This is a genomic window from Phenylobacterium conjunctum, assembly GCF_042679085.1.
Classification (GTDB): Bacteria; Pseudomonadota; Alphaproteobacteria; order Caulobacterales; family Caulobacteraceae; genus Phenylobacterium; species Phenylobacterium conjunctum.
In genome coordinates this window covers 1-13,824 of the sequence record NZ_JBHTLQ010000008.1, presented here as the reverse complement: position 1 = coordinate 13,824, position 13,824 = coordinate 1, and the positions used below count along the sequence as shown (strand labels likewise).

Genomic DNA, 13,824 nt, shown 5'->3' with positions numbered 1-13,824 from the left:
ACCTGAGCAACCGACTTCAGGAGTAGCCGATGGATCTCGACCCCAACGCCAAACCAAAGTCTCGACGTGGGTTTGCGGCGATGAACCCCGAGCGCCGCCGCGAGATCGCGCGCAAGGGCGGCGCCAGCGTGCCCGGTGAAAAGCGCAGCTTCGCCAAGGACCGCGACCTCGCCGCCACCGCCGGCCGCAAGGGCGGTGAGTCGTCCCGCGGCGGCGGCCGCAACCCCACCGCCCCGACGCGCGAGCGCTAGACCCGTCTCGGCTGCTGGCTCGCAGGCGCCTCCCGGCCCGGCCGGGGGGCGCTTTGAAGCGTCTGTACGGCTGAAGCGCGACGCCCCCTGGCCATCCCGGCGAAGGAATGCGAGGTCTTGGACCTGCTCCGTCGGAGGCCGCTCTTGGTTCGCGTATCCCGTTCCGCCCGTGTCCTGGCCCTGCTCGCGCTGGCGGGCCTGTTGGGCGCCTGCCAGCCCAAGGTCACCCGCGCGCCCTGCCCCAACGGCCAGGTCTGCGTCGAGTACGGCAACAACACCGAGGCCGCGACCCTAGATCCCCAGAAGTCCAACCTGATCGACGAGGCGACAATCATCGCCGACCTGATCGTCGGCCTGACCACCGACGCGCCGGACGCCAGTCCGGCCCCCGCCATGGCCACGCATTGGGAGACGAGCCCCGATGGCCTGACCTGGACCTTTCACCTGCGCAAGGCGGACTGGTCCGACGGGGTTCCGGTCACCTCCGACGACTTCGTCTACGCCTATCGCCGGATCCTCGATCCCAAGACCGCCTCGATCTACGCCTACCTGCTCTACATCCTTCAGAACGGCCAGGCGGTGAACGAGGGCAAGGCCCCGCCTGAGAGCCTGGGCGTCAGCGCGCCCGATCCTCAGACCCTGGTGCTCAAGCTCGAGCACCCGGCGCCCTACCTGCCCGAGATCGCCAAGCACCAGAGCTTCTTCCCCGTGCCCCGGCACGTGGTGGAAAAGTGGGGTGACGACTGGGTCCAGCCGGGGCGCTTCGTCGGCAACGGCCCCTACTCCCTCGTCACCTGGCGGCTGGGCGACTACATCCAGGTCCAGAAGAACCCGCGCTTCTTCGACGCCAAGAACGTCTGCATCGACCGGATCAACTACTATCCGACGCCGGATGCGGTGATGGCCGAACGGCGGGTCAAGCGCGGCGAGCTCGACCTCAACACCTCATTCCAGTCCAACCGCATCGCCCGGCTGCGGGCCACCATGCCGGGCGTGCCGCGCACCCATACGATCCTGGCCACGGCCTATTTCTCCTTCAACACCCGCGACGTCGCCGCCTTCCGCGATGTCCGGGTGCGCCGCGCCCTGTCCATGGGCGTGGACCGCGAGTTCCTGACCAGCAAGCTCCTGCGCGCCGGCCAGGCCCCGGCCTACGCCTTCGTGCCCCCCGGCGTCGCCAACTATCCCCAGGGCGGCGCCCAGCTCTACTGGGCCAAGGAGCCCCTGGCCCAGCGCCAGGCCGAGGCCAAGCGCCTGCTGGCCCAGGCCGGCTACGGCCCTGAGAACCCGCTGGAGATCGAGCTCAAGATCTCCAACTCCCCCGACACCGTGCTGATCTCCCAGGCGATCCAGGCCGACTGGGCGAGCATCGGGGTCAAGGCCAAGCTGGTTCAGAACGAGGGCCAGATCGCCTTTGCGGCCTATCGCAACCGCGACTTCGAGTTGGGGGTGATGAGCTGGTACGCCGACTTCAACGATCCGACGACCTTCCTGGGCCTGATGCGCTCGGACACGGGCGCTCAGAACTATGGCGACTATCGCAACCCGAGCTACGACGCCCTGCTCGACGCCGCCGACCGCGAGCCCGATCCGGTCCGGCGCGGCGAGATCCTGGCCGAGGCCGAACAGCTGATGCTGAACGACGAAGCCATGATCCCGCTCTACTACCTGGTCAGCCGCAACCTGGTCTCCCCGCGCATCACCGGCTTCGTGGACAATGTGGAGAACTTCCACCGCGCCCGCTGGATGTGCGTCAGGAAGTAAGTCTCAGCGCGGCTCCACGCTGATGGTGAAGCCTAGCGCGTGGTCGCCCCCGCCGATCCGGTAGCGCGGCAGCGTGTCCGGCCCGCAGCTAGCCGTGCCCAGGCCACGCTGGCGGACGTCCAGATTGACCAGCACCTCGCGACGGGGAACGAGGTCGGTGGTGTGGCGGGCGGCGAACAGGTCCTCGGCCGCGAACCGGCTGGCGGAGCCCTCGCAGGCGCCATCGATGGTGAAGCGCACCGTCGCCTCCCGCGAGGCCAGCTCCATCCAGCGCAGGCCGGTCTTGTTGCCGTGCTCCTGCGGCAGGACGTAGTCGACATACTGGCCGCTCACCGTGCCGCTGAACCGGCCGATCCAGGCGGCGCGATCGCGGTCGACATAGTTTTCCAGCGGCCCCTTGCCGAACCACTCCAGAGCCTCGAACCCATCAGGCAGGGTCATGGTCACGCCCAGGCGCGGCAGGTCGTCCAGCGCCTCATGCACATGGAAGGCGTTCGACACCACGATCCGGCCATCGGGGTGGATGTGATAGTCGTGGGTGTGGATCACAGCCTCGGACACCGCCGCGCAGGCCGCGGCCTGGCGCAGGCGGACCACCACCCCGCCGTCCTCCTCGGCCACCTCCAGGCCGGGGTCGCCGAAGGCCAGGTCGTTGAGCCCCGCCGCCAGCCAGCGCCCCAGGGGCTTGGCCTCCTGGCCGCTCCAGCCCTTGATGCCGTCATTGTCGGTGGCCCCGCGCCAGACCTGCAGGCGCGGCCCAGCGGTGAGGATGGTGTGATTGCCCACGCTCAGCCGCGACAGTCGCCCCGCCGCCCGATCGAACTCGACCTCAAAGCCCTGGCCCGTGACCGTGACCCGGCCGGCCTGATCCGACACGGTGAGGGCCGCCCCCGACCGCACCGCTGGCGCCGCCGTCGCCTGCACCGGCAGGTCCAGCGGCAGTTGCTCCCAGGCGACCTCGTGCCCGGCCGGACAGGTCGCCGACGCCGTGATCCGGGAGAACTGGACGCGGACAAAGGCCGCCTGGCCGGGCTCCAGGGTCCTTGCCCCCAGATCCAGGTCGAACACCGCCACCCCGCCAGGCGCGATATCCAGGGCGGGCAGCGTCCCGCTGGCCACGGGCTGTCCGTCCACCTCCAGCACCCAGGCGCCGGCCAGGTCCGCCAGGCTCGTGAAGTCACGCTTGTTGCGGATCTCCACCCTGCCCTCGCCCGCCCAACGCACCGCCACCGGCTGCGCCAGCTTCTTGAACTCCCAAAGGCCCGGATGCGGGATGCGGTCGGCGCTGACAATGCCGTCGCAACAGAAGTTCAGGTCGTTGGGCGTATCGCCGAAGTCGCCGCCATAGGCGAACCAGGTGCGGCCTTGGTCATCCACCTGGGCCAGGCCGTGGTCGCACCATTCCCAGATGAAGCCGCCCTGCAGGCCGTGATGGCCCTCGAAGGCGTCCCAATAGTCCCCCAGGCTGCCGTTGGAATTGCCCATGGCGTGCGAGTACTCGCACAGGATCATCGGCCGCCGATCCGTGGGGTCGTTGGCCTGCGCCCAGCGCACCAGGGCGTCGATCTCCGGATACATGGGACAGATCAGGTCGCTGGCCCGCATGCCCCGCATCCGGTTCTCAGGCGCCGAGACCGTGCCCCGGATCAGCCGGGTCTGGTCGCCCTCGAAGTCCCAGCCCCAGATCGCGCCCTCATAGTGCAGCGGCCGCGACGGGTCGAAGTGCCGGATCCAGCCGGCCATGGCGTCATGATTGGGCCCATAGCCGCTCTCATTGCCCAGAGACCAGATGATGACGCTGGGGTGGTTCTTGTCCCGCTCGACCATGCGCAGGCCGCGTTCCACGAACTGGGCCGCATAGCGCGGGTCCCGGCAGATGGTGTGCAGGAAGGCGTGGGTCTCAAGATTGGTCTCATCAACCAGGTAGAGGCCGTGCTCGTCGCACAGGTCGTACCAGTCCGGCGCGTTGGGATAGTGTGAGGTTCTCACCGCATTGACGTTGAATTGCTTCATCAAGGCGATGTCGGCCAGCATGTCTTCGCGGGTGACGACCTTGCCGCGCACCGGGTGGTGCTCATGCCGGTTCATGCCCTTGATCATCACCGGCTTGCCGTTGATCAGCAGTTCGCGGTCGCCCAGCTCCACCCGCCGGAAGCCCACGCGGCAGCCGGTCGCCTCCACCACCGCGCCCTCCGGCGACTTCAGGGTGACGACCAGGGTGTAGAGGTCCGGCGTCTCCGACGACCAGGGCGCGACGCCGGGGATCTCCGCCTCCAGCGCCACAACGCCCAGCGGCCCGCGATAGGGATTGTAGCCGACCGGCGAGGCCTTCACCGGCGCGGCCAGGGGCTGGGCCAGCACCGGCTGGCCGGCGGCGTCGAACAGCTGGACCTCGGCCTCCCAGCCGTTCTGCGGCTCGCCCGGGAAGCCCAGGCTGACGGTGGTCTTCAGGGTCCCGGTCGCGAAGTCGTCCTTCAGGGAGGCCAGGGCGAAGACGTCGGCGATGTGGGTGGGCGCCGTGGAATAGAGGCAGACCTCCCGGTGCAGGCCGCCCATCCACCACTGGTCCTGATCCTCGACGAAGGTGGCGTCCGACCACTTCACCACCGCCAGGGCGATCACCGCCTCCTGGCCAGCGGACACATAAGGGGTGATGTCGAAGTCCTGCGGCAGGCGGCTGTCCTTGCCCATCCCCACCGGCTGGCCATTGACCCAGGCGTAGAGCACGCTCTCGGCCCCGCCCACCTGCAGCACGATCCGCCGCCCGTCCCAGTCGGTGGGGATCGTCACGCGGGTGCGATAGAGCCCGGTCGGGTTCTCGTCCGGCACATTGGGCGGCGCGTCCGGGAACGGCATCTGGATGTTGGTGTAGTGCGGCCGGTCATGGCCGTGCAGGGTCCAGTTGGCGGGCACGGGGATCGATCCCCACGCGCCTTCGTCCAGGCCGGGCTCGGCGAAATCGGCCGGGATCGCTTCGGGCCGGTCGACCATCCGGAACCGCCAGTCGCCGTTCAGGGACAGGTAGAAGGGCGAGGCCTCGCGTCGCACCGCCATTGCGGCCTGCGCATCCGGAAACGGGAACAGGGTCGCGCGCGCCGGCAGCCGGCCGATGGACACCGTCTCCGGATGGACCCAGGTCCGCGTCGCGCCCGAATACAGCAGGTCCATGTTTCCTCCCGGCGTGTTTGGCCAAGGATGAACAGGGGTTCGCCCCCTTGCGCAAGCGCACCCTTGATCTAGGTCAATGCAGGCGCGCCGCCCCGCCCCCGAACCTCGGGGCTCAGGCGCACGCACAAGACGCCACGCCCAGGGGGAAGACCAATGGACCAGCCGCAGAGCGCCGCCGGCGGCGCCGGCCGCATCCACATCAACGGCGTCGGCCTGTCCGCCCCCTTCCGCTGGCTGGGCCAGGGATGGGTTGATCTCTGGCGCGCGCCGGGTCCCTGCCTGGTCTATGGCCTGGCCCTGGCGGCCTTCAGCACGTGGATCTGCTACGCCCTCTACATCTTCAACGCCGCCTTCTGGGTGCTGACCCTGACCCTGGGCTTCGTCTTCGTGGCCCCGATGCTGGCCATGGGGCTCTACGAGGCGGGCCGCCGGATCGAGGCCGGCGAGCGGCCGCGTCTACGGGACATGGTCCTGGTGCGCCAGGCCGTGCGCCAGGACACCTTCTATCTCGGCCTCGCCCTGTTGCTGATCTACCTCCTGTGGGGCCGGGTCGCGCAGATCGTCTACGGCCTCAACACCTTCTCCCTGCAGCACACCACCGCCGACTTCATCGCCTTCGCCCTGAACACCAAGGGCGGCCACACCATGTTGCTGGTCGGCACGATCATCGGCGGGGTCTTCGCCCTGCTCACCTACGCCCTGGTGGTGGTCTCGGCGCCGATGCTGCTCGACACCCGCGTCAACGTCTTCAGCGCCGCCGCCGCCAGCTTCCGCGCCCTGGACCGCAACACCGCGCCCCTGCTCCTGTGGGCCATCCTGCTGGTCGCCCTGCTGCTGATCAGCGCCACCACCGGCTTCACAGCCTTCATCCTGGTCTTCCCCTGGCTGGGCCTGGCCAGCTGGCGCGCCTATCGAGACCTGGTCACCCTGGAGGATTAGGCGCCGCCCGGGCTTGCGAGCCCTTGCCCCTCGCGCAGGTCGTGCTCATGCTCGGCCGGAGGCAGGGTGCTTCGGGGGGACGCGTATGAAACTTCTGCCGGCGCTGCTGGCGGCTCTGGCGCTCTGCGCCGCCGCGCCTGTAGCCCTCGCCCAGGAGGGAGCCGGGTCCGGCGAAGGCGAGTCCGCCGCCCAGGCCTGCCTCGACCGGCTGGACCTCTATGAGGCGGCGGACAACAAGACCACAGGCCCGGCCGTCTACAGGGCGGCGCTGACCTGCGTCGATGGGGCGCCGGACCAGGCGAACCTCGAATTACCCCGGCTCCTGCGCGCCGCCATCAAGGTGCATCTGGCCTCAGGCGACCCGACGGACCGCCTCGAGGCCGGCGAGATCATAAACTACTGGATGCCGAGGTTTCAGAAGCTCTTCCCGGCCGACGGCTGGGAAATCCTCTCTCTGATGCGGTCAAAGGTCCTGGTCCTGAACGCCCAGAACGACCAGGACAGCGCGTGGACCGTCCGGCGCGAGGCTTTGATCCTGGCGAGCAAGGAAGCCCGCCCCGAGCAGCTCACGGTGGCCATTGAGATCTTGGAAGACTACCTCGCTCCCGAGGCCGGCGAGCCCATCGACGCCGACTACATGACCTTTGCGACGCTTCACCTGCTGTTCGTCCTGGGCGTCGAGGGCGAGAGTTCCGACGAGGTCAAGGCGGCGCAAGAGCGCCTTGCGAAGGTGAGGCTCGCCCATCCCGACCTGCCTGTCGCACCCGCCGCCACCGCACCGTTGACCACGCCCACGGCCGCGCAGATCGCCGCGAATGTCGCTTCGGTGGCCGAAATCCGTCGCCTGCGGGACTCAGGCAAACGCCCGGAAGCCCTCGCCGAACATCAGCGCGGGCTCAAAGCCGTTGTGGACACGCTTGGGCCCGTCGCGGGTCTGGCCGGCGACCAGTACCGCATAGCCGCCAGCACCTATGCCGCCATGGGCGACCTGGACGCCGCGGAGCTCAACTTCGCCCGCGCTCTGATGATCTACGAGCTGAACGGACAGAAAAGCTGGGACACCACCTGCGCGTCCTTGGCCGCGCTCGGGAATCTCGCGGAAAAACGCCAGGCTTGGCGCCGCGCGGTCGCGTGGGATGACGCCGCCCTGGCGTGCTACGACAAGGACAAGGGCGCAGCCTTCTCCCTGACCAGGCGCGCCCTCAAGGCGCTGGCCGGGATCTACTCTGCAGCTCCTCAGCCTCCCGACGCCGCCGAACGCGGGCTCGCCCTCGTCAACACCTGGATCCCGAAGCTTCAGGGTCAGGTCCCGGCGGATGATGTCCTCCTGGGCTGGCTTTGGAAGTACAAGGGCGACTATCTGAGCGCCCTGAACAAGCCGGAGCTGGCGCGCGATGCGCGGGGACGGGCCCTGGAGGTGTCCCGCCAGAAGCCGGGCGCCGAGCCTGATCAGGAGCGGCTCAACCTGGAGCTCTCCACCCTGATCGCCCAGGACGCGGGCGCGGCGGCCGCCGATATCGATGCGGCCTATCTGAGACGGGCCAAGCACATGGCGGAGCTCGCGGCCCAGGTCTATGCGCCGGACCACCCCATCGCGGTGGCCGCGCGGGGGCGCGCGGACAAGCTCATGGCCGACTATGGCCACCTCCTGGCGCCGCCGCCTGCCCGCCCCGCAGTGACGGCGGCCGCAACGCCTGCTGCGCCCACCCCCTTGCGTCCGACACCGCCCGCAGCGCCCTCGGCAGCCAGGAATAGCTCAAGCGCGAGGCTCGCGCCGCCCAAGGGCTACGAGGATCTCAAGCCGGCCCAGCTCTACACCTTCAGCCCCGAAGCCTTCATCGGCGACGAGCGCTGGGTCATCGCCCAGTCCAAGGCCGAAGCCATCAGCATCGGCCGGGACGTCTATCCCTGGTACGGCGTCTGGCTTCAGTGCATGACGGAAGAGAACGCCGGCTGCGGCAGCCCGCCGCTTGAGTTGGGCTTCGGCTGGTTCGCGGTCGCCGTCGGCACCCAGCCGACGAAGAGCCAGCTGCGCTCCCACGCCTACTACTATTCTGGCGCGGCCACCCGCGAGGACGCGATCCGAGGGGCTCTGGACTACTACAAGAGCCAGCGCGGCGAGCTCATCATCCAGACCCTGCGCGTCGGCCTCATCGCCGAAATCGATTGGGAGACGGTCGGCGGCGCGATCAAGAAGGACCAGGACGCCCACTATGGTCTGGTCTACCCGATGAACGCCATCAAGTACCCGACCTACTGCGACTGGCAGAACCACCAGACCATGGACCGGAACCTCGATCCCGACATCGCCGAGGGGAGCCTGGACGCCGATCCGTCCTGTAAGAGCACCAACCTCATGGGCGAGAAGATGCCCTACCCGAGGCTGAGGCCTGCGGGCTAGGCAAGGTAGTCGAGGATGGCCTGGGCGGCGTTGGCCGGGCCGTTCCCGTCGCGGTAGAGGGCGGCGATGCGGCCGGCCGCGCGCCGGTAGGTCGGACGCCGCAGCACTTTGCGGGCCGCGCGGGTCATCACGGGTCCGCCGGCCTCGCGCATGGGGACCATCAGGGCGGCCCCCAGCCGGGCGACCCGGTCGACATTGAAGTCCTGCTCCCAATGCAAGGGCGCGGCGATCAGCGGCGTCCCGGCCGCCATCGCGCACTGGACGCTCCCCTGCCCGCCCGCGGTCACGGCGAAGGCGACCCGCGGCATGATCTTGTGACTGGGCAGCACGCCTTCCACCATCACCCCGTCCCGCTCCAGCCCCGGCAGCGCAGTTCCAGAGCCCGCGACCAGCACCCGGACGCCCGCCTCCGCCACCCGCAGGGCCGCCCGCCGCACCGTCTCCGCCGGTGTTGAGGTCAGGGCCACATAGGCCACGGGGCCCGGGGCCGCCAGGAAGGCCTCCACCCGCGCCGGAACCGGCAGGTCAAGCTCGGCGAACATCGGCCCGACATAGCGAAGGGTTGGAGTCTGGCGGTAGGCGCGCGGGTGGCGGGGCCGCCAGGCGTGCAGCTCGCCCTGCGGGATGCCCAGCACCTCCGGTGTCTCGGTGACCAGGGTCAGGTCTCCCATCAACAGGGCCGGCAGGGACGGCACGCCCTCCACCCCCAGCCGCCGGGCCGTGCGGTCCAGGGCCCGCGCCCACAGGTCCCGGCGATGCGCACCGGTGTTCATCAACAGCCGGATCAGCGGCGCGGGCAACCGCCGCAAAGGCGGCGGCGGGATCGAGGGCGCCGGCGCCAGACGCCGCTCGAAGACCGGCGCGACAAAGGCTCCAGCGTGCTCGGTGATCAGCGGGACGCCCGCAAGGCGCGCCGACAGGAGGGCCGAGATCTCGAACCCCGTGACCACCGCGCGCACGCCCCGTCTGCGGAAGAAATCGGCCTGTGAAGCCGAAAGCGCCTCCAGCTCGGCTTCGCTATAAGGACCGTCCAGGTTGGCCCCCACCCCGACGTTCTCGGCGATGAACCGCCGGCAGCGCGCCTCGTCCATGGTCGGCGACAGGCGCTCATAGGGAATGCCCTCGCTGGCGATAAGGCCTTCGAACAGCCCGCCGTGCGTGGCCATCACCACGGAGGCGCCCCGCGCCGCCAGCGCCTTGTAGATGGCGATCATCCGCGAGGTCTCGGACAGATAGGCCGCGTGGGGCAGAAGGCAGATCATGCGGGGTCCTTGAGCGCGCGCGAGTTACATAATATATTCTCTTTATGTCAGAGGACGTCAATGCAAGGCTCGGGTTCGACGCCGGGATGGAGGGGCGGGCCGGCCCGCACCTGAGCGCCGCCGTATGTTTTCGGCTGATCCAGGCCCTGGCGCGGCGGCAGCGGGCCGCGATGGACCGCGCCCTGGAGGACGCGGGCGTCACCACCCAGCAGGCCGCCCTTCTGACCACCATCGGGCCGGGCGGGGCCCCGTCCCTCAGCGAGGCCGCCGCCGCCCTGCAGACAAGCTACCAGAACATCAAGCAGCTCGCCGCGGCCCTCGAGCGCAAAGGTCTCCTGGAAACCCGCCGTGATCCGGCCGACCGACGCATCCAGCGCCTGGCACAGAGCCCCACCTGCGCGGCCTTCTGGGCCAGCCGGGATCCGGACGACTACGCGGCCGTGGGCGGCATGTTCCAGGCGCTCTCGCCGGATGAACTGGGCGAGTTGCAGGCCCTGCTGGCGAAACTGTTCAACAGCCCGCCTCACCCCGCCGGATAGACCCATCGCTAACCCTGCCCCACCCGGATTGAGCCGCCGGGCCGCCGCCCGCGCCCGATCCGGGTGAAACGGCCATTCCAACGCCACGATCTCAGCGCCTATGACACCGGTCTCGCGCCCAGCCGGCGCAGAGGTTCACCGCCTCAGGCTCGCGGGGGCAGAAAGCCGCCCCGCGAGCCGGACCTCCCCCCTCGGCAGACACCGGAACCATGCTAGCCTCGTTCCAACGGGGAGACACACGCATGCGCACGGCCACACTTGGGAAGCTCGGCGACGTCAGCCGCCTGTGCCTGGGCGGCGGGATCGGCCAGATCTGGGGTGAGACCACGGCGGAGGAAGCCCGCGCCACCGTCCATGCCGCAGTGGACGCCGGGATCACAGTGATCGACTGCGCCCCCATGTACCGCAACGCCGAGCGCTTCGTCGGCGAGGCCTTCGCCGGCCGCCCGCCCCAGGGCGTGAAGTTCACCACCAAGCACCAGCTGGGCACGCCCGCGCCCGGCGCCGCAGCGGCGGCGCTGGAGGCCTCGGTGGACGCGAGCCTTGCGGCCATGCGGCTGGAGCGCATCGACCTGTTCTTCCTGCACTCCAATATCCACCGTGACGGCTTCACCTACGCCTTTGGCGACAGCGCCAAAGCGCAGTTCTCCACCGACTGGACGACCTATGCCGCCGAGGTGATCCCGGCCATGCAGGCCCTGCAGGCCAAGGGCAAGATCGCCCACTGGGGGATCACCGGCATCGGGGTGCCGAGCGCGGTGCTGGACGCCATCGCCCATGAGACCAAGCCGGCGGTGGTGCAGGTGATCGCCAACCTGATGGACAGCCCCGGCGCCCTGAAGCGCTACGCCGAGCCTGCCCGCCCGCGCGAGGTGGCCGCCGCCGCCAAGGCCGCGGGCCTCGGCGTCATGGGCATCCGCGCTGTGCAGGCCGGCGCCCTGACGGCCGCCGTCGACCGCGAGCTTTCCGCGAACAATCCCGACCGGCTGGACTATGAGCGCGCCGCACCGTTCCGCGCCCTGTGCCAGCGCTGGGGTGCGGACCCGGCCTATGTCGCCCACCGCTACGCCCTGTCCCTGCCCAACTACGACACCCTGGTGCTGGGCGTGAAGAACCGCGCCGAACTGGCCATGGGCCTCAAGGCCGAGGCCGACGGCCCCTACTCGGCCGAGGAAATGGGGGAGATCGACACGCTTGGCCTCGCCTAGGCGGCGGCCGGCGTTTCATTGGAATGTCAGGAGAACCCTGGCGGTGACGGAGGGATTCGAACCCTCGATACGCTTTCACGTATGACGATTTAGCAAACCGTTGCCTTCAGCCACTCGGCCACGTCACCTCAGGGCGGGGACGGATAGCCGTTTCGGAGGCCTGTGGCAATCGGCTCTGCGACCGTTAACCTGACGATCAGACCCCTGCGGCAAAATGACGGCTCCAAACCCTTGGACCGTAAGACGTTTCATGCCCGCACTCGCCCAGCAGAAGCCCGCCAATGACGTCGATCCGCCGACGCTCGAGGCCGTCGCGCGCCCGTCCGAGGTTCCACTTGAGTCTCTGCCGCCCGCCGAACAGCCCGCCCAGCAGGATCGCCGCGGGCCGTTGCGCCCGGCCAACCTGGTGCCCACCCGCGCCCGCCTGCCCGGCCATCTGATCGCCTGGATGTTCCAGGCCGGCGACGCGGTGATACTGGCCTGCGCCGGCGCCGTGGCCATGGCGCTCGGCGGCGCCAGCCTGACCGAGGCCCTGATCCTGACCCTGCCAGTGCTGCTGGCCCTGTCCCAGTCCAAGGCCTACCAGTTCGGCCCGCGCCAGGGCCTGGCCTTCCAGCTGGCCCGCCTGACGCTCGCCGCGGGCGTCGGCCTGGCCGGCGCTGGCCTCCTCCTGGCCCTGGTCGCGCCCACCGCACCGATCCTGAACATCCTGGCCACCGGCGGCCTCGCCGCCTTTGTCGGCCTATATGTCCTGCACGCGGTCTGGTCGCTTAGCGTCCGCCGCTGGCGGGCCAATGGCCGCCTGACCCCCAACGTCGTGGTGGTGGGCGCGACCGGCGCGGCCGAACGGCTGATCGCCGCCAGCCTGCGCAGCCGCGACGTCAATATCCTGGGCGTCTTCGACGACCGGGCGGGCCGTGCGCCCAAGGCCCTGTGCGGCGTCCCCGTCCTGGGCGGCACCGAAGCCCTGATGAACCATAAAGTCATGCCCTATGTGGACCGGGTGGTGATCACCGTCCCGGCCAAGGCCCAGCGCCGGGTCAGCCAGCTGGTCGAGCGCCTGCGCGTCCTGCCCAACGAGATCACCCTGCTCCTGGACGGCGAAGCGCCGGACCAGGAAGCCGCCGCCATCAGCCGCATCGCCAACGTGCCCCTGGCCCGGGTCTCTGGCCCGCCCACCGACGCCGGCCGCGCCCTGGTCAAGCGCCTGCAGGACCTGGCGATCGGCTCCATCGCCCTGCTGGTCGCCGCCCCGGTCATGGCCATCATCGCCGTGCTGATCCGCCTGGACAGCCCCGGCCCGGCCCTGTTCCGCCAGCGCCGCCACGGCTTCAACAACGAAGAGATCGTCGTCTGGAAGTTCCGCTCCATGCGCGCCGCCCCGCCCCAGACCGGCGGCGTGCGCCAGGTGGCGGCCGATGATGACCGCGTCACCCGGATCGGCCGCTTCATCCGCAAGACCTCGCTGGACGAGCTGCCGCAGATCTTCAACGTCCTGCGCGGCGAGATGTCCCTGGTCGGTCCGCGCCCGCACCCGGTCGGCCTGATGACCGGCGAGGTGGAGAGCGCCCGCCTGGTGCACGAATACGCCCATCGCCATCGCATGAAGCCCGGCATGACCGGCTGGGCCGCCATCCATGGCTCGCGCGGGCCGGTGGACACGCCAGAGCTCGTGCGCCGCCGCGTAGCTCTGGACGTGGAGTACATCGAGCGCCAGTCCTTCTGGCTCGACCTCTACATCATCATCATGACCATCCCCTGTCTCCTCGGGGACAGCGAGAACGTGCGCTAGAGGCCGCCCGATGTTCTGGCGCGGCGTCGTCGGCTACCTCCCCGCCAACCTGGTGCAAGGGGTGGTGGGCCTGCTCACCATCGTCACCTTCACCCGGCTGCTGACGCCGGCCCAGTTCGGGGCCTACGCCATCGGCTTCTCGGTGATGAGCCTCGTGCACACCGCCGTCTTCGTCTGGAACGAGGCGGCCATGGCCCGCTTCTGGGCCGGCGCCGCCGAGCGTGGCGACCAGGGCGACCACAGCGCCGCCATCTATCGCGCCTGGGGCCTGTTGCTGCTGGCCCTGCCGCACGCGGCCGCCGTGGCCTGGCTTTGGCCGATGTCGGCCGACCTGCGCCACGCGGTGCTGGAGGGCCTGTTGGCCGTCGCGCCCCGATCCTTCGTCAAGCTGGCCCAGGAGCGCCGCCGCGCCGCCGGCGAGGTGCGTGGGGCGGTGATGCTCGACATGGGCCAGACCCTGGGCGGCTTCGCCCTGGGCGCCCTTCTGGCTCTGCTGGGCC

9 protein-coding genes, 1 tRNA gene and 1 pseudogene are annotated in these 13,824 nt (G+C 69.8%); 8 read left to right on the top strand and 3 right to left on the bottom strand.

Annotated features, from left to right (window positions below):
• Positions 1-29 precede the first annotated feature (29 nt).
• Positions 30-251 carry a con-10 family general stress protein gene (locus tag ACFQ27_RS05120; RefSeq protein ID WP_374347826.1) on the top strand — a complete coding sequence of 74 codons (222 nt, stop codon included), beginning with the start codon at positions 30-32 and terminating at the stop codon, positions 249-251.
• Between the two features lie 144 nt (positions 252-395).
• A complete protein-coding gene (locus ACFQ27_RS05115) occupies positions 396-2,015 on the top strand; it encodes a peptide ABC transporter substrate-binding protein (protein WP_377352850.1) in 1,620 nt (539 codons plus the stop codon).
• A gap of 3 nt (positions 2,016-2,018) precedes the next feature.
• Here the strand turns inward: ACFQ27_RS05115 and ACFQ27_RS05110 are convergent, their stop codons facing one another.
• Entirely contained in the window at positions 2,019-5,183 is a 3,165-nt protein-coding gene (locus ACFQ27_RS05110; RefSeq protein WP_377352849.1) for a glycoside hydrolase family 2 TIM barrel-domain containing protein, read from the bottom strand.
• Between the two features lie 153 nt (positions 5,184-5,336).
• Here ACFQ27_RS05110 and ACFQ27_RS05105 point away from each other — a divergent pair, with 153 nt between their 5' ends.
• Complete coding sequence (locus tag ACFQ27_RS05105; RefSeq protein ID WP_377352848.1) at positions 5,337-6,122, top strand: DUF2189 domain-containing protein; 786 nt, start codon at positions 5,337-5,339, stop codon at positions 6,120-6,122.
• 85 nt (positions 6,123-6,207) lie between these two features.
• Entirely contained in the window at positions 6,208-8,523 is a 2,316-nt protein-coding gene (locus ACFQ27_RS05100; protein ID WP_377352847.1) for a hypothetical protein, read from the top strand.
• Here ACFQ27_RS05100 and ACFQ27_RS05095 read toward each other — a convergent pair.
• Positions 8,520-9,785, bottom strand: coding sequence for a glycosyltransferase (locus ACFQ27_RS05095; protein ID WP_377352846.1), 1,266 nt, complete (start codon positions 9,783-9,785; stop codon positions 8,520-8,522). The two genes, ACFQ27_RS05100 and ACFQ27_RS05095, sit on opposite strands and share 4 nt — an antisense overlap.
• 44 nt (positions 9,786-9,829) lie before the next feature.
• Here ACFQ27_RS05095 and ACFQ27_RS05090 point away from each other — a divergent pair, with 44 nt between their 5' ends.
• Both ACFQ27_RS05090 and ACFQ27_RS05085 read left to right on the top strand, forming a co-directional pair.
• Positions 9,830-10,324, top strand: a complete 495-nt coding sequence (locus ACFQ27_RS05090; protein WP_377352845.1) for a MarR family winged helix-turn-helix transcriptional regulator — start codon at positions 9,830-9,832, stop codon at positions 10,322-10,324.
• 242 nt (positions 10,325-10,566) lie between these two features.
• On the top strand, positions 10,567-11,532 hold the full coding sequence (locus ACFQ27_RS05085) for an aldo/keto reductase (RefSeq protein WP_377352843.1): 966 nt from the start codon (positions 10,567-10,569) through the stop codon (positions 11,530-11,532).
• Positions 11,533-11,570: 38 nt separating this feature from the next.
• Here the strand turns inward: ACFQ27_RS05085 and ACFQ27_RS05080 are convergent.
• Positions 11,571-11,660, bottom strand: a tRNA-Ser gene (locus tag ACFQ27_RS05080).
• Between the two features lie 122 nt (positions 11,661-11,782).
• On the opposite strand from ACFQ27_RS05080, the gene ACFQ27_RS05075 reads away from it, so the two are divergent.
• Together ACFQ27_RS05075 and ACFQ27_RS05070 are read left to right on the top strand one after the other, a co-directional pair.
• Positions 11,783-13,324, top strand: a complete 1,542-nt coding sequence (locus ACFQ27_RS05075) for an exopolysaccharide biosynthesis polyprenyl glycosylphosphotransferase (RefSeq protein WP_377352842.1) — start codon at positions 11,783-11,785, stop codon at positions 13,322-13,324.
• Positions 13,325-13,334: 10 nt separating this feature from the next.
• A pseudogene (locus tag ACFQ27_RS05070) lies at positions 13,335-13,824 on the top strand (lipopolysaccharide biosynthesis protein); the annotation flags it as partial.